19 protein-coding genes are annotated in these 18158 nt (G+C 50.5%); 8 read left to right on the top strand and 11 right to left on the bottom strand.

Features of this window, described 5'->3' with window-relative positions:
- Positions 1 to 104 precede the first annotated feature (104 nt).
- The 3 genes from KK062_RS06540 (at position 105) to KK062_RS06550 (ending at position 4499) form a co-directional block, all read left to right on the top strand.
- Positions 105 to 2120 carry a M13 family metallopeptidase gene (locus KK062_RS06540; RefSeq protein WP_254083460.1) on the top strand — a complete coding sequence of 672 codons (2016 nt, stop codon included), beginning with the start codon at positions 105 to 107 and terminating at the stop codon, positions 2118 to 2120.
- Positions 2121 to 2287: 167 nt separating this feature from the next.
- Positions 2288 to 3529: a PQQ-dependent sugar dehydrogenase gene (locus KK062_RS06545; RefSeq protein WP_254083461.1), complete on the top strand. Its 1242-nt coding sequence runs from the start codon at positions 2288 to 2290 to the stop codon at positions 3527 to 3529.
- 124 nt (positions 3530 to 3653) lie between these two features.
- Complete coding sequence (locus KK062_RS06550; protein ID WP_254083462.1) at positions 3654 to 4499, top strand: helix-turn-helix domain-containing protein; 846 nt, start codon at positions 3654 to 3656, stop codon at positions 4497 to 4499.
- A gap of 128 nt (positions 4500 to 4627) precedes the next feature.
- Here the strand turns inward: KK062_RS06550 and KK062_RS06555 are convergent, their stop codons facing one another.
- Entirely contained in the window at positions 4628 to 5167 is a 540-nt protein-coding gene (locus KK062_RS06555; protein ID WP_254083463.1) for a DUF4142 domain-containing protein, read from the bottom strand.
- Positions 5168 to 5799: 632 nt separating this feature from the next.
- Here KK062_RS06555 and KK062_RS06560 point away from each other — a divergent pair.
- From KK062_RS06560 to KK062_RS06570, 3 genes are all read left to right on the top strand, one after another.
- A complete protein-coding gene (locus KK062_RS06560) occupies positions 5800 to 6798 on the top strand; it encodes a manganese catalase family protein (protein WP_254083464.1) in 999 nt (332 codons plus the stop codon).
- Positions 6746 to 7459 (top strand): DsbA family protein, encoded by a 714-nt coding sequence (locus tag KK062_RS06565; protein ID WP_254083465.1) that lies wholly within the window; start codon positions 6746 to 6748, stop codon positions 7457 to 7459. The genes KK062_RS06560 and KK062_RS06565 overlap by 53 nt, the downstream gene beginning before the upstream one ends.
- Before the next feature lie 222 nt (positions 7460 to 7681).
- Complete coding sequence (locus KK062_RS06570; protein ID WP_254083466.1) at positions 7682 to 8245, top strand: arylesterase; 564 nt, start codon at positions 7682 to 7684, stop codon at positions 8243 to 8245.
- A 73-nt stretch (positions 8246 to 8318) separates the two neighbouring features.
- Here KK062_RS06570 and KK062_RS06575 read toward each other — a convergent pair whose 3' ends face one another.
- The gene (locus KK062_RS06575) at positions 8319 to 8744 is read right to left on the bottom strand and encodes a hypothetical protein (protein ID WP_254083467.1); all 426 of its coding nucleotides are present in this window, start codon (positions 8742 to 8744) and stop codon (positions 8319 to 8321) included.
- Positions 8745 to 8758: 14 nt separating this feature from the next.
- Here KK062_RS06575 and KK062_RS06580 point away from each other — a divergent pair, with 14 nt between their 5' ends.
- On the top strand, positions 8759 to 9628 hold the full coding sequence (locus KK062_RS06580; RefSeq protein WP_254083468.1) for an SDR family oxidoreductase: 870 nt from the start codon (positions 8759 to 8761) through the stop codon (positions 9626 to 9628).
- Positions 9629 to 9766: 138 nt separating this feature from the next.
- On the opposite strand, the gene KK062_RS06585 is transcribed toward KK062_RS06580, so the two are convergent.
- On the bottom strand, positions 9767 to 10255 hold the full coding sequence (locus tag KK062_RS06585; protein WP_254083469.1) for a low affinity iron permease family protein: 489 nt from the start codon (positions 10253 to 10255) through the stop codon (positions 9767 to 9769).
- A 110-nt stretch (positions 10256 to 10365) separates the two neighbouring features.
- On the opposite strand from KK062_RS06585, the gene KK062_RS06590 reads away from it, so the two are divergent.
- Positions 10366 to 11691, top strand: coding sequence for a cytochrome P450 (locus tag KK062_RS06590; protein ID WP_254083470.1), 1326 nt, complete (start codon positions 10366 to 10368; stop codon positions 11689 to 11691).
- Between the two features lie 12 nt (positions 11692 to 11703).
- On the opposite strand, the gene KK062_RS06595 is transcribed toward KK062_RS06590, so the two are convergent.
- The 8 genes from KK062_RS06595 to KK062_RS06630 form a co-directional block, all read right to left on the bottom strand.
- A complete protein-coding gene (locus KK062_RS06595) occupies positions 11704 to 11913 on the bottom strand; it encodes a helix-turn-helix transcriptional regulator (protein WP_254083471.1) in 210 nt (69 codons plus the stop codon).
- Positions 11910 to 12269 carry a hypothetical protein gene (locus KK062_RS06600; RefSeq protein ID WP_254083472.1) on the bottom strand — a complete coding sequence of 120 codons (360 nt, stop codon included), beginning with the start codon at positions 12267 to 12269 and terminating at the stop codon, positions 11910 to 11912. The genes KK062_RS06595 and KK062_RS06600 overlap by 4 nt, the downstream gene beginning before the upstream one ends.
- Before the next feature lie 243 nt (positions 12270 to 12512).
- A complete protein-coding gene (locus KK062_RS06605) occupies positions 12513 to 13880 on the bottom strand; it encodes a sulfatase family protein (RefSeq protein ID WP_254083473.1) in 1368 nt (455 codons plus the stop codon).
- A gap of 101 nt (positions 13881 to 13981) precedes the next feature.
- Entirely contained in the window at positions 13982 to 14380 is a 399-nt protein-coding gene (locus KK062_RS06610; protein WP_254083474.1) for a (R)-mandelonitrile lyase, read from the bottom strand.
- Positions 14381 to 14421: 41 nt separating this feature from the next.
- Positions 14422 to 16584 carry a molybdopterin cofactor-binding domain-containing protein gene (locus tag KK062_RS06615; protein ID WP_254083475.1) on the bottom strand — a complete coding sequence of 721 codons (2163 nt, stop codon included), beginning with the start codon at positions 16582 to 16584 and terminating at the stop codon, positions 14422 to 14424.
- Positions 16585 to 16588: 4 nt separating this feature from the next.
- Complete coding sequence (locus KK062_RS06620; RefSeq protein ID WP_254083476.1) at positions 16589 to 17236, bottom strand: hypothetical protein; 648 nt, start codon at positions 17234 to 17236, stop codon at positions 16589 to 16591.
- Positions 17233 to 17724, bottom strand: coding sequence for a (2Fe-2S)-binding protein (locus KK062_RS06625; RefSeq protein WP_254083477.1), 492 nt, complete (start codon positions 17722 to 17724; stop codon positions 17233 to 17235). Before KK062_RS06625 ends, KK062_RS06620 begins: the two co-directional genes overlap by 4 nt.
- 54 nt (positions 17725 to 17778) lie before the next feature.
- Positions 17779 to 18156 (bottom strand): putative quinol monooxygenase, encoded by a 378-nt coding sequence (locus tag KK062_RS06630; RefSeq protein ID WP_254083478.1) that lies wholly within the window; start codon positions 18154 to 18156, stop codon positions 17779 to 17781.
- Between the last annotated feature and the right edge of the window lie 2 nt (positions 18157 to 18158).

Genomic DNA, 18158 nt, shown 5'->3' on the forward strand with positions numbered 1-18158 from the left:
CACGATCTGCGTCGACACGGGATTTTGATTGAGGTTAAGGAAAAAGGCACCGGCAACGGTGCTTTTTTTATTATTTTTAATGCTAACGATCTTACCTAAGCACTATGAAAAAACTCCTATACCTTTCACTCGCACTACTTCTCGAGGGCGCTTGCGAGCAAAAGGCGCCCGAAACAAAACACATCGTCGTCACGGGAATAGACTCCAGCAAGAAACCTGGTGACGACTTTTTTATGTACGCCAACGGCATCTGGTATGACACGGCACAGATTCCCGCCGGCCAGACCGGCGTAGGCTCGTATTCTTTTCTGAATTTTCCCCAGCGCATACGCCTCAAAGGAATTCTGGATAGCGTTGCCAACAGCAGCAATCCCGCCGGAAGTATCGAACAGAAAGTGGGTGACTTCTATGCATCCGGTATGGACACCGTCACCATCAACAAGCGGGGCTATGATCCGATCAAACCCCTGCTGGCGCGCATCGACGCGCTGACCGATGTACCCTCGTTGCTGAAGGTGGTGGCCGAAGAACAAAAGGTAGGCACGGGTTCTATCATAGGCTTTAGCGTCGGCCCCGATGACCAAAAGAGCACGGTCAATATTCTGCAGCTCTATCAAACCGGTATAGGCTTACCCGATAGGGATTATTATTTCCAGAAAGACCCGGCCACACTTGCGATTCAAAAAGCTTATAAAGCGTACCTCAGCCAATTATTTCAGCTGACAGGAAGCGACGTTGCGACGGCTGAGAAGAGCGCATCCGCTGCCTACGAAGTGGAAAAACAGTTGGCGGGTGCACACAGAACGAACATTGAGCTCAGAGATGTGAAGGTGAACTACAACAAGCTGGCGGTGGCTGATATTACGAAGAAACATCCCAATCTGCAGTGGACAACATTGTTGAACGATCTGGGGGTGAACGTCGACTCGGTTAACATGGGCCAGCCTCCTTACTATGATAAGCTGAACGCGATGTTGAAGTCGGTATCCATCAACGATTGGAAGGCTTATCTGAAAGCCCATACCCTCACCAACTATGCAAGTTTATTGAGCCGGCCTTTTGCCGATGCCGATTTTGCGTATACAAAAGTGCTGACAGGGCAAGCCGTTAAGAAAACACGCGCCGAAGAAATGACGCAAGCGGTAGACGGCTCGCTGGGAGAGGCGCTCGCACAACTGTATGTAAAGAAATACTTTCCCGAGACCGCCAAGAAACGTATGGCGGTGTTGATCGGTAATCTCAAGACAGCCTTTGAAGCGCGCATCAATAAGCTGGATTGGATGAGCGACTCTACCAAGGCAAAGGCAAAAGAGAAATTATATGCCTTTACCGAAAAGATCGGATACCCCGATAAATGGAGAGACTACTCCCAGGTGGAAGTGAAGAGAGATACGTATTTTGAAAACTGCTTAGCGGCTAACAAAAATGAATACCGCTATGCTGTAGCGAAAGTCGGACAGCCGGTTGACAGAACGGAATGGTATACCACTCCGCCAACGGTCACGGCATACAACAACCCGCCACTGAATGAGATCGTTTTCCCGGCAGGTATTTTACAAACTCCCTATTTCGATTTGAGCGCGGATGATGCGTTGAACTACGGCGGCATTGGTATGGTGATCGGCCACGAAATCACACACTCGTTCGACGACCAGGGAGCCCAATTTGATAAAGAAGGCAACGTGAAAAACTGGTGGGCAAAAACAGACTATGAAAAGTTCAAAGCCAAAACCCAACAGGTAATTGATCAATACAATTTATTCACAGTACTGGACTCCGTACATATAAAAGGCGCATTGACAGTAGGAGAGAACACCGCAGACATTGCCGGTGTCGCCATTGCATACGATGCCTTTAAATTGACTGAGCAAGGTAAAGACACGACGAAACTGGATGGTTTTACACCGGACCAACGTTTCTTTATTTCTGTAGCAAGAATCTGGCGTGTGAAAACTACCGCCCCATTTTTGCGCATGTATGTAAACACGAATCCACATTCGCCTGCTAAGTGGCGCGTAAATGGGCCACTCATGAATTTTACACCATTCTACAACGCGTTTAATGTACAGCCCGGCGATAAAATGTATAAACCCGAGAATGAACGGATAACGGTCTGGTAGTCAAACTTTAAAACCTTTTAGCCCTTTTCTGCCTCGCAGAAAGGGCTTTTTTTTGTCTATACGGCGTGTATTCTCGTATGTGGATTTTGTTCATTCACCCCAGGGAATCCCCCTAAGAACGGTATGGTTTTTTATCCGTAACAAAACATAACGTAATTGATCACCGTATGAAAATCAAAAATTATCTTTTTATACTGGCCGCTATGTCGGCTATAGTGTTTAGCTGTTCGGACGATGATGATGGAGACGGCAACGGTAACCAAACCGGACCACCAGTAGAGACTCTTCCTGCCAATACGGACTACGAACCCGCGTTCGAAGGTCAAACGCGGATTGATGGCGTCATTACTACTACCGACTATGAGTCACGCATCGTTACTTCCAATCTGGATGCTCCCTGGGGCGTCACCAGTCTTCCCGACGGACGTTTGCTGATAACCGAGAAGGCCGGTAATATGCGCATTGTTACCACTACAGGCACTGTGAGCGGTGCCATCACCGGCATTCCGGCGGTGAACGCTGCGGGGCAGGGAGGCTTGTTAGGACTTTGTCTCGATCCGCAGTTTGCCGCTAACAGAATGGTATATTGGGCGTTCTCTGAAAACGTTTCGGGTGGTACACTTACCGCAGTAGCAAAAGGCAGACTGGCCGACGACGAGAAGAGCATTGAAAATGCAACGGTGATATACCGTGCCAACCCTGCATATCCAAGCGACTTGCACTACGGTGGCCGGCTGATATTCGACCGCGCTGGTAACTTGTTTATAAGTACGGGCGAGCGTTCTGTTCTGCCGACACGTCCGTTGGCGCAATCTGTAGAAGCGGCCCTGGGGAAGATCATCCGCATCACGACAGACGGTCAACCTGCGTCCGGTAATCCTACATTCAGCGGCAGTGGAGCATTACCTGAATTATATAGTATCGGACACCGAAACCCACAGGGCATTGCGCTGCATCCGGAGACCGGTGACTTGTGGCAGGCTGAACATGGACCCCGTGGTGGCGATGAGTTGAACCGCGTACGCGCAGGTGCCAACTACGGCTGGCCTACTATTACCTATGGTATAGAATATAGCGGCGAAACCATTGGCGACGGCATCCAGCAAAAAGATGGTATGGAACAGCCGGTGTATTATTGGGATCCGGTGATATCCCCCAGCGGCATCACGTTCTACCAGGGCAACCGCGTACCGGAATGGAAAAACAATCTCTTCATTAGCTCGTTAAGCGCGAAGCATATTATTCGTCTGGTGATTGACGACAATCGGGTCGTCGGCGAAGAAAGACTGCTGGCGTCCGAAGGGCAACGCTTCCGCGACATCACCCAGGGTACCGACAATGCTTTGTACGCTATCACCGACGAAGGCAGACTCTATCGGATCGATATAAAGACAGACGCTCAGGACTAAGCGTCAATTTAATACGACACAATCATGATCCAGCCAGGCAACTACCTGGCTGGATTTTTTTGCGAGTTGATGGCTTGAGCTGAGTTTCTTATTTTTGTAGCAGAGAACGGCGGCCAAAATTCTGATGATGCAACAACAGGCGGGAAAAAAGGATGGGGAAGATTTGTTTATATACAACTATGTTTCCGAAAAGCAGGTAGGTAGAAGCAAGATATTTCTTCAACACAATCTTATAACGCTATTGGAGCAGGGTGAAAAAGTAGTGCATTACGCTAACAGCGCCACCATTATTAAAGACACGCAGTTCGCATTGCTTTCTGCTGGAAATTGTTTGATGACAGAAAAGCTTCCTGTCGACAATCACTATCGCAGCACCATGCTGTTTTTCGATAATACAGAGCTGACGAAGTTCTTTGTGAAGTATACGACGATTATCGACAAGCTCGCGTCCACTGCGCATAAATATGAAAAACCATTCCTCGTCTTTGAGAAAGACGAGTTTGTCAGAAACTACATAACATCTCTCCAATTTATTCAACCTAAGACTTCTTTTTCAGACAAGCGGGTAGAATTAAAATTTGAAGAGCTCATGCTTTACCTGGTCGAAAAATATCCGGGTGAAATGCTGTCGTTTCAAGCCAGAAACCGGAAAGAATACTCGGACCTGGAAGTGAGAAAAGCAGTAGAACAAAACATCACCGGTAACCTGACATTGGAAGAGCTGGCCTTTTTGTGTAACACAAGCGTCTCGACGTTTAAACGAAGGTTTCTGAAACTCTACAACGTTGCGCCGCGCCAATACTTTCTGCTGCGCAAAATGGAAATAGCAACATCGTTGTTATTACAAAATGAAAACCCCAGCGAAGTCTTTTACAAAGTGGGGTTCGAAAATCACTCCAGTTTTTCACAATCGTTCAAACAGGTATACGGCATCAGTCCGAAACAATATCAGCAGCAAAAGTTGAGCTGATTCCGATAGCCACTGCCCGATCAGCAACAGGATCGCAGTTCGAGGTATTCGCATAATTGTTAAAGCCATCCGATAATATCGGATGGCTTTAACTGGTATATTACAGAACTCAAAAGGACTACGTAGATTCAGTCCGGATTCATGATGACGTCTATCCGTGCTTTTATTGCCTGGGCATCCGCCAGGTGATCTTCGAGATGCGGTAAGTATCGTGTCGCATAATCTTTCACATCCTCGTCGTCAGCATTGTCTCTGGCGTCCTCGAACAAGGCGATCGCCATCTCGTGATCCTTTACCTGGCTGTTGATATAGGCGGTATCGAACGAATACCCGCTCAGGTCGCGAAGATAGTCAAGCTTTTGCTTGTGTGCATCGTCCGGCTCGTCCGGGAGAGAATGGTTTTCGTCGTCGGCCAGGTCTTTCAAATCGTTCCACGCGGTAGTGTGTTCCGAGTCCATGTGTTCACCATAGTCTTGTACGGCGTCATCGTCGGCACGGGTGGAGGCCACTTTACCTGCTTCGATCTCTGCCAGATTTGCGTGAGCGGCGCTGGTCAGGAAATCGCGGTCGTAAGTCGACAGATTGTTATCATTGTCGTCGTCATCATTACATGCGGCAAAGGATAGCAGTGCGCACATGAACAGGGGGAAATACGGGATTGTTTTCATATCGATCTTTTGTTTGTTGTCGGTTCTCGATCCCGCGGCAACAAAGTCATGCCTGGAGTTTACAACGGCGATTACAGGCAGGGCGAGGAATTGGTGCATCATTCATACTCCCCACTACCGCTGTGGAATTACATGGCGCGTGACCTCAGCGGTGATCCAACGTACTTTAGCGTATAATATATAATAATACCTGTAGACAAGAAACATGATTGGCCTGGTGAGCTCATTGCTTTGTATCCGTCTGATTCGTTGTGTAGGCCGCAATTCCATCTGCCTACTTATTTCTACAGATCATTCTAGGAACAGAGATAGGGCACATAGTTGTAATCGTATGGGTTAAGAATTTTGGCGCATTGGTATGGTTTTGTCTCGGAAATAATTTGGTAAAATAATTTAAGTACTCTCCTCAATAAAAAGGATATATAATGGGAGGACGTATGAGGTATATGATTTGCAAGAGGTATGTCAGGTGGGATTTGGTACAATCCGCTGGATCACTCCAAGTTTAATTTTTGCGCTACTGTCACATCCGGGAAATCCTGGATATTCATAAGGCCGTCATACAAGCGATGTGTTTGGGAATAGAAGCGCTCGGTCTGATAAAAAGATAGATCACATAAACCCATGATTGTATGTTTTACCATGTAAAAGATTTGCAGTTCAACGCCAGGGTGTCACGCCCGGATCCCTTTTTTGCTAACTTGTTGCTCCAGCAATTTGGCGGGCCAAACGGCGAGTTAAAAGCGGCGCTACAGTATTTTGTACAGGCTTTTGGAGCGAAGGATCCATATCCGGACAAATATGATATGTTAATGGATATTGCTACCGAAGAATTTAGCCATCTGGAGATCGTGGGTGCTACGATACAGATGCTGCTTGCCGGCGTCAATGGCAAGCTCAAGGATGAAACTGAGGAGGCTGAGATCATGAAACTACTCGGGGGCAAAGCCGCGAAAGAAAGCGTCATCCACGATGCGATGGTGAATCCACATTTTCTGGTAGAGAGCGCGGGCACTCCCATATTGACAGACAGCCGCGGTGTTCCCTTTAGCGGAACATACATCAATGCCAATGGCGACTTGTCCGTGGACCTGCGATCAAACATGGGTGCGGAATCACGCGCGAAGATCGTTTATGAATACTTGATGAAGTTTACGGACGATCCTTACGTGAAAGAGACCCTTCGCTTTTTAATGACGCGTGAAGTAGCACATTTTCAAATGTTCGAGGCTGCTCTGGAAACTATTCAGCCGAATTTTCCGCCAGGTCAGCGGCAGGCCGACCCGCGCTACAGCAATACCTACTTCAATATGTCGAGTGGTGCCGAAGTGCGGGGACCCTGGAACGACGGGGTCAGCACGAAGCTGCAAGAGACATGGCAGTATATAGAAGATCCGATCGCACATGTGGCGGCAACGAGCGGCTTGGTCAATCAGCCCATCAATGGTACCGACCGGACCGCGGCATTGATGGAAAAAATCGAGAAAGACCTGGCCCGTGAACGTAGCGAAGAGGTGTTGGCAGCCACGCCGGCCGGCGAAAATCAGTGGAGCGAATATACGCTCAGCGGAGAAATGAATGACGGAACACCTGGAGATGGTCGCGTTGGAAAAGGATCAAAAAAGTCTTAGCGGTAAGGTTGAACAATCGGATCGGATCGTAGTCACGTACTACACCGATCCGCTTTGTTGTTGGTCATGGGCCTTCGAGTCGCACTGGCGGCGGTTCTGTGACGAGTATCACGAGCGCATCGAACGTCGTTACGTCATGGGCGGTATGATCGCGGACTGGAAAAGCTTTCGCGATCCGATCAACGACATTTCATCGCCGGCACATATGGGTCCCGTATGGATGCATGCCGCCGCGGTAACGAATGTACCCATCAACTTTCTCATCTGGCACAAAGACCCGCCCGCATCATCATATCCGGCTTCGATCGCTGTCAGAAACGCGTTTTTACAATCGCAGCATGCCGGCGAGCTGTATTTGCATGCCGTACGTCGCGCGGTCATGACCGAACAACGGAATATTGCACGGACGGAAGTATTGATGGAGATTGTGCAGGAGGTGTCGGACAGCAACCCCGGAATGGTGTCCGTCGAAGCCTTCCGCGATCCCTTCAACGAGGCTGCGGCACGTGAAGCTTTCCGTGCGGATTTGCAGAAGGTGGCATTTCATAAAATTGGCCGCTTTCCAACGCTGACTTTTGTCAAAGGAAACGGAGAAGGCTTAATCATGACAGGCTTGCGACCATTTGAGAAGCTAAAAGAATGCCTGGATTACATTGTTTAAATCACATCCACGATGAATTGTATAGTCTTGATGACGTTTCTATTAAATATACGCCGCCTTTCGCGATGTGATTGCTTTCCCCGGGGCCATCGATTGCCTTTGCTGCGCCGAGCCGCTTTTAACGGCCAGACAATAACATTTGCGATAACCACCGCGCGGCTGTATTTTTCGGCCCGGTAGGAGCACCAACAAACAAGGGGTGTACCTGGAGGGAGATGCGTTATGAGAAGAATTGTATTTTTTGGAGATAGTCTGACGGCCGGCCACGGTTTACAAAACCCGTCGGTCGAGTCTTATCCAGCATTGATCAAAGACAAGCTGCAACAAGAGAACCTTCTCTATGAGGTGATCAACGCGGGCATGAGCGGAGATACGTCGTCTGGCGGGCTCAGCCGGTTAGACTACTGGATCAGCCAGCCTGTCGACGTGTTTATATTGGAGCTCGGCATCAATGACATCCTGCGTGGCTTGCCACTATCGTCCATTCATCGTAACCTCGACACCCTGTTACAGAAAGTCCGCAGGAAGTACCCGCAGTGCAAAATCATTGTCATGGGCATGGAAGTGCCCGGCTATGCCAACGTGGCCCGGTTGGAAGAATTTACCTCCATTTACCGCCGGCTGGCAGAAGCACACAATGCCACGCTGGTGCCTTTCTTCCTGGAAGGTGTAGCGGGCATAAAACAGATGAACCTGAACGACGGCCTGCATCCATCAAAGAAAGGCTACGACGTCATCGCCACGAAGGTATGGCCGGTAATACGCGGCGTGTTGGAAACAGCTTGATACAGAGCAACCGTTCGCGTCGAGGTCATATGCCCAGGCGTCGCCAGCTATAGCACGTCGCAGGCATGGAAATTTACGCCATGCGCAAAATAACAAGTAACGCTATGGCAAAGACAGCGAAAAAAACAGCAAAGAAAGCTGGTAAGACAGCCAGACCAGCGGCAAAAAAAACGGCTAAGAAAACCGCTAAAAAGGCATCGACTAAACCCGGGCCGAAAGACCGCGAGTACGTAAATAAAAAACAAAAATACGAAGTCGCGTACGAACCCAGCCGAAAGACACCGGCGAAGAAGTTCGGTTCATCGAAGAGCACGAAGTAAAAAAGAACGGTGGCCAAAATGGTCACCGTTCTTTTTTTATAGCACCCGCTGTGGATTTTAAATACGCTTGTCGCGAAGGATCTCGCGGTAGCGGGAATGTTTTTGCCCACCCCATTATAACGGACCGGAATCACGCCGATGGCCGCGCGGAATAATAATTTAGGCACTACCGGCAACATCAACGCCTATTGTTATGGAAACGACCCACGTAAAAATGCCTAAAAATATTCCGCCACAGCACCAGGAGCAGCAGCCTGGCATCGAAGCCGAAATGACACCAGCGCCCGTGTATGATAACGACGATCCCGGTCTCGGCCGGCTCCAGGGCAAAGTAGCCATTATCACTGGCGGCGACAGCGGCATTGGCCGGGCCGTAGCGGTGCAATTTGCCAAGGAAGGTGCGGATGTAGCCATCGCATATCTCGACGAAAATTTGGACGCCGCAGAAACCGCGGAGGCTATGCGCAAGTATAACAAAGAAGCCTTGCTCATTGCCGCAGACGTCTCCAAAGAAAGCGAGTGTAAATTGATTGTCGAGGAAACGATAAATCGCTTTGGCAAAATTGACATTGTTGTCAATAATGCCGCCGTGCAATACGAGCAAAAGAGTGTCGAAGACATTTCGGCCGACCAGCTCGAGCACACCTTCAAAGTAAACATCTTTGCGCACTTCCACCTTTGTAAATATGCCCTGCCACACCTGAAGCCCGGCAGCGTTATCATCAATACTGCCTCCATCACGGCGTATCGTGGCAATCCCTCGCTGATCGACTACTCGTCCACCAAAGGAGCCATCGTAGCGTTCACGCGCAGTCTGTCACAAGCCGTGGCCGATCGTGGTATACGCGTAAACGCCGTAGCGCCTGGCCCCGTGTGGACGCCCCTCATTCCGGCCTCGTTCGACGCGGAGAAAGTTGCCAAGTTTGGCAAGGATACCACCTTAAAACGCCCGGCCCAACCGATCGAGATCGCCCCCTGCTACGTCTTTCTGGCGTCCAAGGAAAGCGCCTTCATCACAGGCCAGGTGCTTCACCCCAATGGAGGTACTGTCGTCAATACTTAGTGCAGGCTAATATAGGAACGTCCCTCGCCGGGACTTTCCTGTCTATACCAGGTAAAATGGCCTATCGCCGCGCTTTTGTTGACAAAAAGCAACAACAGCCGATCGTGTGTGTAAAACGATCTTCAAGGGTCTGTGAGATTAACAGTTTTCGAGATCTTGCTCGAGATGCTTTTTGAAGTTATGCGCAGCTGCGGCCTCGTCGATCGAATGAGACTGTTGCAGGCTTTCTTCCTGCTTCGAGTATTGGCTCAGGTATGCGTAATACTTTTTAATGACCTTCAATTCATCCTCGGTCATATTTTCCACATTTACAAGGCGGTTACTGGCGTGCTTGTGCGCCGCCACCAGTTCGTTCAGCTTTAATTGAATGGCCAGCGAGTCTTTGTTTTGTGATTTCTGAATAATAAACACCATCAAAAAGGTGATGATCGTCGTGCCGGTATTGATCACCAGCTGCCATTGCTCCGAGAAGTTAAACACCGGCCCTGAGACAGCCCAGGCAAGCACTAAGGTCACGGCGATAATAAAGGCCGGTGTACTCCCGGTCGCATGTGTTACAACTCTCGAAAATCGTTCGAAAAAGCCCGGATGCGGTGGACTGGGGGTAATAGGTTGATCCGTTTTCATGACTAAAGTCGTTATCTGGTTCTTACTTTAATCCCTAAAATTCAGGCCAACCCTAAGCAAGGTGGGCTTTGACGCCGCCAGTACGTATCTTCGCAGGTAGAACAGCCCGCATGGCAACAACAACGCATACAACTGTCCTGCATCCCGGCTACGGTTTTTTACGATCGCTGGTGCGGACGTACAAGTCGGCCAGGAAGCCCATTGAGACGATGCAGGAAAGCATGGCACGGTTCCAGGGTACCTATGCTGTGAACCTCGGAATGATGCGCGTAATCGCCACGCAGGACCCCGGGCTAATCGAGCACGTACTCAAGAACAACCATCGTAACTATCAGAAATCTTCCATACAAACAGACTACCTGGGCCGCTTCCTGGGCCGCGGGTTACTCACCGCCAACGGCGATTATTGGCTCAAGCAGCGGCGCTTGATTCAGCCCGGCTTCCATATGGATAAGATCCAGGCACTGTATGGCATCATGGAAAATACTGTCAATCGTTTTCTGCACAACTTTCCGGCAGGCACGATCGATATATACCCGCTCATGCACCGCCTGGCGTTTGATATGGTAATTGACACACTCTTCAACGTCGACGTACCGGCAGAAAAAAGAACGCAGCTCGGAAGCTTCATCAGCGAGGTCCAGGAGTTCGTCATCAAAGATGTACGCCAGCCCTACAACCGCTGGTGGTTTCGCCTTTCGGGTGAAATGAGCGCGAACCTCAAAAAAGCCGAAGGCGCCCGCGACGTGATCCGGTTCCTGATCCGCCAGCGCACGGCGACCAACACCCGGCACAACGACCTGCTGGACATGCTGCTGGACGCCCGCTACGAGGACAACGGTGAGGCCATGACCGAAAGCCAGGTCATTGATGAGATCCTCATCCTGCTCATCGCCGGCCACGAGACGACCGCCAATGCACTGTCATGGTCGCTATACTTACTCGCCCACAACCGGGCGGAGTTATTGACCCTCCGAAACGCAACCGCCGCGCTCACCCTCAACGAGGTGGTCATGAATCCTGCCTTGTCAGCCGTCATCAAGGAGAGCATGCGCCTATACCCGCCTGCCTGGATCAGTGATCGCGTGGCGCTGGAAGATGACGTTTACAACAATTATGTCATTCCGAAGGGAACAGTCATTGTATCATTTTACTACGGACTTCACCGCGACCCCAAACATTGGCAAGCGGCACAGACATTTCAACCGGCACGTTTTTTGGGAGAAGGGGAGAAGAGCACGAAGAAAATATTCTATCCCTTCGGGGCCGGCCCGAGGCTCTGCATCGGCAACAACTTCGCTATGGCGGAGATGTGTATATTTCTGCAAGCCTTCTTAAAACAATTTGATGTTCATCCCGGCAACACTACGCCCGTGATTCGTCCGCTTGTTACCTTGCGGCCTGACCGGGTAGAGCTGCGCATACAGAACGTATAGCATCCGGCCACGTTAGCTCTTCCAATCGGACTCCTCGAGCATAAACAATGAATCGGTCGAAATCTCCAAAGCCTTCGCGATCTTCAGGGCCAACACAGCCGATGGAGTGAACCGCTGCGTTTCAATAGAATTGATCGTCTGACGGGATACCTGCACACGGTCTGCCAGCTCCGCTTGCGTCATGTTGTGTCGGGCGCGTTCCACTTTGATCAGATTCTTCATGCCCGTTGTTTCAGAACATAGAACATACCGGTTGTCAACAGTAACGCGAGACAAAGAAACTCGTGCGCGGAAGGAACGCGGAAGAGATACGTAACGACAAGTGTCAGGAAATAGGCTGTCAGTACGCCCCAGGTAAGCGACCGGAATTTTATCTGATGCACCCGCTCATCGTCGTACTTTTCTTTCGAAAAGAATATAAAAACCAACCCCAGAGAAGCGACTTGAAATGCCGGGGCAAACGACACAAAGTTGTGTTGATTCAGGGTTTTGTAGACAACACCGCTACAAGCGAAGAGAAAGAGGCCCACGCCCAGCAATTTAACGGCTGGATGATACGGAAACAGCGTTTTGACCATAGTCTTGTTTGTTTGATTAAATGTAAAGTATGTTTTACATAAAGACAAGCAAACAATACCTTTTTAATCTCAGGCCCAAAGTATTTTCAATCAAAAACGGCCTCTGGCACATGACTGGCGAGGCAAAGACTGCCTACTTACATGGATGATCGACTCATATCTCCGTCCTTAGCACGGACTAAACTCGGGCTATACTCGGACTCGACACGGAGACATCCCCCCTTTACCTTGCCTGACCGGCATCTACTTATTATAAACCCGATCAACAGAAGCCCCATCGTCCTTCTGCTGCATCATCCACTCCATCAGAAGGCCCCTATAACGTTCGATCTTTTCAGCCTGGGCAGGATCACCCGCTATATTGTGCAGCTCATAGGGGTCATTCGCAGTATCATAAAACTCCACCGCCGGCCGTTGCGTAACACGGTCTACCAGTGTTTTGGCGGTTGCGTCGATGGAGGCCTTTTCCTGCCAGGATTTCCATACACCCAGATCGCCCGGATTGTTATACCACTTAATGGCATATGTACGCTCAGGGGTAAGATTCAGGATCAGCTTATAGCGACCGTCACAGATATTTCTGCTAGGGTAGGGTGGCCCCTCCGGTATATTGTTATACATGCCAAAGGCATAGGGTCTCGCGGCAGTAGCAGAGCCCTTGAGCACGGGCAGAAAACTCCTGCCATCCAGGGTGTCAATGGGCGCGCCGCCGGCGATATCAATCAGCGTGGGGGTGATGTCTTCATATTGCACAATGGCATCAGTCGTCTCCGCAGACTTTGTTACGCCGGGCCAGCGCACGATCATCGAGCTCCGCTGACCATAGTCCCAACAAGTCCATTTTCCTCCCGGAAACTGCGGTCCCTGCTCACCCAGAAAGATGAGGATGGTGTTCTTATCCTGTCCCGTCTTTTTCAACAGCTTCACAATGTCGCCTACCTGATCGTCCAGACGACGGATCTCAGCGAGGTACTTGCAGAATTGCTGGCGCGTTTCTTTGGTATCGACCATGTTGGGCGGCAAAACAAGCTTGTCCGCGTTAAATTCTGTAGGGTCACCCAGATCCCACGGCTTATGCGGATTAATGCTCATAATGAAAAGACAGAAAGGCGTTCCAGGCGTAGTGATATAACGTTGCACATCGTCTAATATATAGGCATCGTTACTGGAAACACAACTCGGTTGAAAACCGCCAACGGAATCAAACGGGAATGCGGTTTTGGGTTTCGTGCTATGATCCTTTCCGGTTAAGCCAACGCGATATCCCAGATCCCCCAGATAATGTCCGATGCTCTTCATGTTTTTATATACCGGCTTGTGATTTTGAAATGATCCATGCCGCATAGGGTACAGCCCTGTAAACAGCGACGCGCGTGTAGGCACGCACGTGGCATGCGAAGCATACAGATGATTAAACTTCAACCCTTCGTCCGCCAGTTGATCGATATACTTTGTCTTCATGTTCTGGCCTCCATAACAACTTAATTGCCGACTATCCAGGTCGTCGGCCATAATGATGATGACGTTCGGGCGCGTGGCAGGCTTCGTTTGAGCTTTGACAGCGGATACCAGCATGGACATGGAGAAGAGGATAGCGCTAACCTTTACCATAGTTTGATGTTTGTAAGCGCTGTAATATACTGAAATTGACTGCGAACGAAAAAAGGCAACCACGCTGTTGTGATTGCCTCTTGCTTATAAGAGCGAAAATTTCATCGCCTGCTATAGTGCTCGTCGGTGACCTTTTCCATCCAGTCGACAACCTTTCCATGAAGGCTCTCCTGAATGGCAATGTGGGTCATCCCATTCGTTGCCGTGGCGCCATGCCAGTGCTTCTCGTTCGGCTCAAACCACACGACATCGCCCGGATATATCGTTTCGACTGGTCCGCCGTCGCGCTGCACCCAGCCACATCCGGCCGTCACGATCAGCGTCTGGCCCAACGGATGCGTATGCCATGCTGTCCGTGCGCCCGGCTCGAACGTAACGCTTGCCGCCGCGGCACGCCTGGCCGCATTCGGATCAAACAACGAATCAATTCTAACCGACCCCGTAAACCAATCCTCCGGTCCCTTGCCCGAAGGCTTAGAACCTACTTTTGTAATTTGCATAAATACTATAGTTGATCAACTGAAACGATTGTCACCCGCGATTATGACGAAACTGTGGTCAGATCAAACGGCAGCTTCCGAATGCGTTTTCCCGTCAGATCAAAGATAGCATTTGTCAGAGCCGGTGCAAACGCCGGCAACCCGGGCTCACCCACACCGCCGGCATCGGCATCATTCTCCATGATGTATACTTCGATCGGCGGTATATCGTAGATGCGCGGCATCGGGTAAGCATAAAAGTTCTTCTGAACGGTCAACCCGTCCTCGAACCTGATCTCATGCATCGTCGCAGCACCCAGCGCCATGACAATAGACCCTTCCACCTGCGCTTTGATCGTATCCGGATTCACATACCAGCCACAATCCATAACCGCCCACACGTGGTCGATCTTCATGCCGCCCGATGGCAGCTTCGATATCTTTACAACCTGACCCACCGTGCTGTTAAAACACTCCGTGATCGCTACGCCAAAGCCGTCTCCCTTCTTGCGTTTCTTCCATCCTGAAACTTCCTGCATGCGATCGATGAGCTTTTGCGCACGTTCGTCTTTCAAGTAGCTCCTTCTGAACTCCAGCGGATCTTTCCCAGCGGCCACGGCCAGCTCATCCAGGAAGCTCTCATACGCAAAGCCGTTCGTAGACGCATACACCGATCGCCACCACATTGTGGGAATGGGCGTCTCGAACGGTATGTCCTGTATGCTGAGATTCTGTATCGAGTCGAAGTACGGTTTCAGCAGGCCTTCCGACGTACTGCGGTTCGGCTTGTCTTTCGGTCCACCACGCCAATGGTCGTTGTTTTGCCCTGCCATCTTTACTTTGAAGGCGCTTATTTCACCGTCGGTAACAACACCTTCGCACCGGTAGGAGATACCCGGACGGTACGGCCCCTGCGTCATGTCGTCTTCGCGGGTCCAGACAACTTGCACCGGTGCACCGATCATTTTGGAGATCACTGCCGCTTCATGCGGATAATCCATAAACGCCTTCCGGCCAAAGCCGCCACCCAGAAAAGTCATGTTCACGATCACGTTCTCACGCGGCAAATTCATCTCCTTGCTGATATAATCCTGTACCCAATCCGGTGCTTGAATAGGCCCCCAGATCTCAACTTTGTCACCCTGCCAGTGCGCCACGCAGTTCACCGGCTCCATACACGCATGTTGCTGGTACGGCGTCTGGTATACCACGTCGATCTTATTGGAAGCGCTATTCAAAATAGCATTGACATCCCCTTGTGTCTTGAACGACAGGCCTTCGTTGTTTTTCAATTCATCGGCCTGCCGGCGAAAGATCAGTTCTGTGTTTTGATGCTCAAAGCCCGTATCATCCCATGTTACACGCAATGCCTTCCTGCCCTGCATGGCCTGCCACACGGAGTCCGCCACTACGGCGACACCTTCCCGGTAGGTACTGAACACACCCATCCGCACTTTCACTACACGCTTCACACCGGGCACCTTAAGCGCATCGGAATCGTCAAAACTTTTCACCACGCCCCGCAAACGCGGGTTGCGCTCGACCACGGCATACAGCATACCGGGAATCTCTTTGTCCAGGCCGAAGATCGCGGTGCCATTGGTCTTCATCCGCGTGTCCTGCCGCCGCAGCGGCTTCCCGATAAGTTTATACTCCGACCGCTTCTTTAGTGTTACCTGCTCAGGCGCCTGAAGGTTTGAGGCATCAAGAACCAATTCGCCGTAATGGTGCTTCCGTTTCGAAGGTTTATGAAATATATGACCGCTTTCAGCATAACATTCCGCCCGGGATACCTTCCACCGGTTCGCCGCAGCTTCTATCAACATCTCACGCGCTGTCGCGCTAAGCTTCAACAGATTCTTATAGGTGGTACGTACAGACGAGCTTCCACCCGTTACCTGGTTGCCGTATTTTTTGTTATCGCCCTTCGCAAAGACGATGTTCACTTCGTCCAGGTTTACTTCCAGCTCTTCGGCGATGATCTGTGGTATCGCCTGGTAAACACCTTGCCCCATTTCTGCACGATGGCTGAAGATGGTCACCTTGCCGGAAGTATCAATGTGGATCCATGCGTTCAGCTCGACGCCAAAACCTTCAGCCTCCGTCGTCTTGACGATCGTAGCCTCCTTTCCGGCAGAAGGCACATAAAACCCCAGGGAGAGCATCGCGCCTCCCATTGCAGACAGTTTAAGGAAGTTTCTTCGTGAAATTGTGCTCGTTTCCATCGTGTTATTTTTTAGGAGCGTAAGCGCCGTTTTCAATCCAGGTTATCCAGGCCTTTTTAAATTCCACGTAGGGTAGTGGTGGCGTTGTACGTCCTTCTCCCGGATGCCATCCGGCAATGACGAGCGTATCGTTTACGTGTTCCAGCAACTTCCGGAGGTCCTTGTGCCCGTTTTGTTTGGGATCGACAAGTTGCCTGGCAAGTTGGCGAGGCGTCTTTCCCTGAAAGACCATCTTCATATCGGCCGGCGGCAAATGCCAGTTGGGATTGCCCGGCGGCGTGTGCAGTCCGGGAGTGTTGGTCGGCTGGTGGCAGTTAGCGCATTTCATGGCGTATATACCCTTGCCATCCTTCCCACGTGTGGGCTGCATGACATGCAAATGGCTGTCATCACCTTGCAGCGGCACATCGCCGGAGGGATGACAGTTCATGCACCGCGGACTCATGAGCACCTTATAGACGCTCGCAAATGCCTTTACAGACGCTGCGCTGTCTTTCTTTATAACCGGGTTGTCGTTGGGCGTAACCTCCTTCGGTTTTTGACCTCCCGTGAAGTCAGGCGCCATGGCAACCAACAGGCCCAGGCCAAACACCAGCGTACACGCCGTCAGCCAGAAGCGACTGCCGGTATAGCGTTTGTTTCCCGCGTTCATAGGTCTGTACCGTTTCGTTTACCGCCCGTGCGCAACATTTCCGCTGCCCGGTGAATAGCCTTTCGAACCCGCGGGTACGTTCCACAGCGGCAAATGTTACCGCCCATGGCCTGGTCGATATCCTGATCCGTGGGATTCGGCTTCTCCCGCAAGAGCACCGCCGCCGACATAATTTGTCCAGAATGACAATAGCCACACTGGGGCACATCAATCTCCTGCCAGGCTACCTGCAGCGGATGATCATTGTTTTCGGACAGTCCTTCGATCGTCACTACTTTTTGCCCTTCCGCCCGCGTCACCCGCGTCACGCATGACCGCACCGCCTCGCCGTTCAGGTGCACAACACACGCTCCACACTGTGCCACCCCGCAGCCATACTTGGTGCCTTTAAGCCGCGCAACGTCGCGTATAGCCCACAACAGTGGCATTTGCGGATCGACCTCCAGTGTTTGATCCTTGCCGTTTATTTTACAAGAAACAGTCGCCATAAGCATGTTGGTTTGAATTGGGATAAACAGATACTGCTATAAAATTCCTTCCGGTTACTTTATTTTCATGGAGGGTACCAACGAAATACCCTCGATAAGCTCCAGCGACTTCACCATTTCTTTTGTGCCGTTTTTGTACTTCAGGAAATGTGGCGTTTTGATGTGACGCTGATATGCTTCCGCGTTTGCATATATTTCCAGAATAGTGATGTGTGTTGGTCTTGCCTTTTCAGTAATCGCATAGAGTGTCAAAACACCCGGCTCTTTCTTAATAGAAGTCTCAATCTCTTCTTTTAAATATATTGTGTACGTTTCCAATTGCGTGGAGTCGATCACCAATTTTGCCAGGCGAACCATTTGTTTGTTCTCTTCCTGGCCATATGAGCTGGTGATGATGATCAAATTGAATAGCAAAAATAATATGGACTTCATCT

Origin of the sequence: Dawidia cretensis (assembly GCF_018598175.1) — a bacterium.
Lineage (GTDB): Bacteria > Bacteroidota > Bacteroidia > Cytophagales > Cyclobacteriaceae > Ohtaekwangia > Ohtaekwangia cretensis.

What these genes read in the sequence shown, in the direction of transcription:
- KK062_RS06585 (WP_254083469.1), bottom strand. Translation starts at nt 10,255, where the DNA reads ATGAAAACGGATCAACCTATTACCCCCAGTCCACCGCATCCGGGCTTT.
- KK062_RS06600 (WP_254083472.1), bottom strand. Translation starts at nt 12,269, where the DNA reads ATGGTCAAAACGCTGTTTCCGTATCATCCAGCCGTTAAATTGCTGGGC.
- KK062_RS06615 (WP_254083475.1), bottom strand. Translation starts at nt 16,584, where the DNA reads ATGGAAACGAGCACAATTTCACGAAGAAACTTCCTTAAACTGTCTGCA.
- KK062_RS06540 (WP_254083460.1), top strand. Translation starts at nt 105, where the DNA reads ATGAAAAAACTCCTATACCTTTCACTCGCACTACTTCTCGAGGGCGCT.
- KK062_RS06620 (WP_254083476.1), bottom strand. Translation starts at nt 17,236, where the DNA reads ATGAACGCGGGAAACAAACGCTATACCGGCAGTCGCTTCTGGCTGACG.
- KK062_RS06590 (WP_254083470.1), top strand. Translation starts at nt 10,366, where the DNA reads ATGGCAACAACAACGCATACAACTGTCCTGCATCCCGGCTACGGTTTT.
- KK062_RS06565 (WP_254083465.1), top strand. Translation starts at nt 6,746, where the DNA reads ATGACGGAACACCTGGAGATGGTCGCGTTGGAAAAGGATCAAAAAAGT.
- KK062_RS06610 (WP_254083474.1), bottom strand. Translation starts at nt 14,380, where the DNA reads ATGCAAATTACAAAAGTAGGTTCTAAGCCTTCGGGCAAGGGACCGGAG.
- KK062_RS06575 (WP_254083467.1), bottom strand. Translation starts at nt 8,744, where the DNA reads ATGTTGCCGGTAGTGCCTAAATTATTATTCCGCGCGGCCATCGGCGTG.
- KK062_RS06550 (WP_254083462.1), top strand. Translation starts at nt 3,654, where the DNA reads ATGATGCAACAACAGGCGGGAAAAAAGGATGGGGAAGATTTGTTTATA.
- KK062_RS06555 (WP_254083463.1), bottom strand. Translation starts at nt 5,167, where the DNA reads ATGAAAACAATCCCGTATTTCCCCCTGTTCATGTGCGCACTGCTATCC.
- KK062_RS06560 (WP_254083464.1), top strand. Translation starts at nt 5,800, where the DNA reads ATGTTTTACCATGTAAAAGATTTGCAGTTCAACGCCAGGGTGTCACGC.
- KK062_RS06580 (WP_254083468.1), top strand. Translation starts at nt 8,759, where the DNA reads ATGGAAACGACCCACGTAAAAATGCCTAAAAATATTCCGCCACAGCAC.
- KK062_RS06605 (WP_254083473.1), bottom strand. Translation starts at nt 13,880, where the DNA reads ATGGTAAAGGTTAGCGCTATCCTCTTCTCCATGTCCATGCTGGTATCC.
- KK062_RS06625 (WP_254083477.1), bottom strand. Translation starts at nt 17,724, where the DNA reads ATGGCGACTGTTTCTTGTAAAATAAACGGCAAGGATCAAACACTGGAG.
- KK062_RS06570 (WP_254083466.1), top strand. Translation starts at nt 7,682, where the DNA reads ATGAGAAGAATTGTATTTTTTGGAGATAGTCTGACGGCCGGCCACGGT.
- KK062_RS06545 (WP_254083461.1), top strand. Translation starts at nt 2,288, where the DNA reads ATGAAAATCAAAAATTATCTTTTTATACTGGCCGCTATGTCGGCTATA.
- KK062_RS06630 (WP_254083478.1), bottom strand. Translation starts at nt 18,156, where the DNA reads ATGAAGTCCATATTATTTTTGCTATTCAATTTGATCATCATCACCAGC.
- KK062_RS06595 (WP_254083471.1), bottom strand. Translation starts at nt 11,913, where the DNA reads ATGAAGAATCTGATCAAAGTGGAACGCGCCCGACACAACATGACGCAA.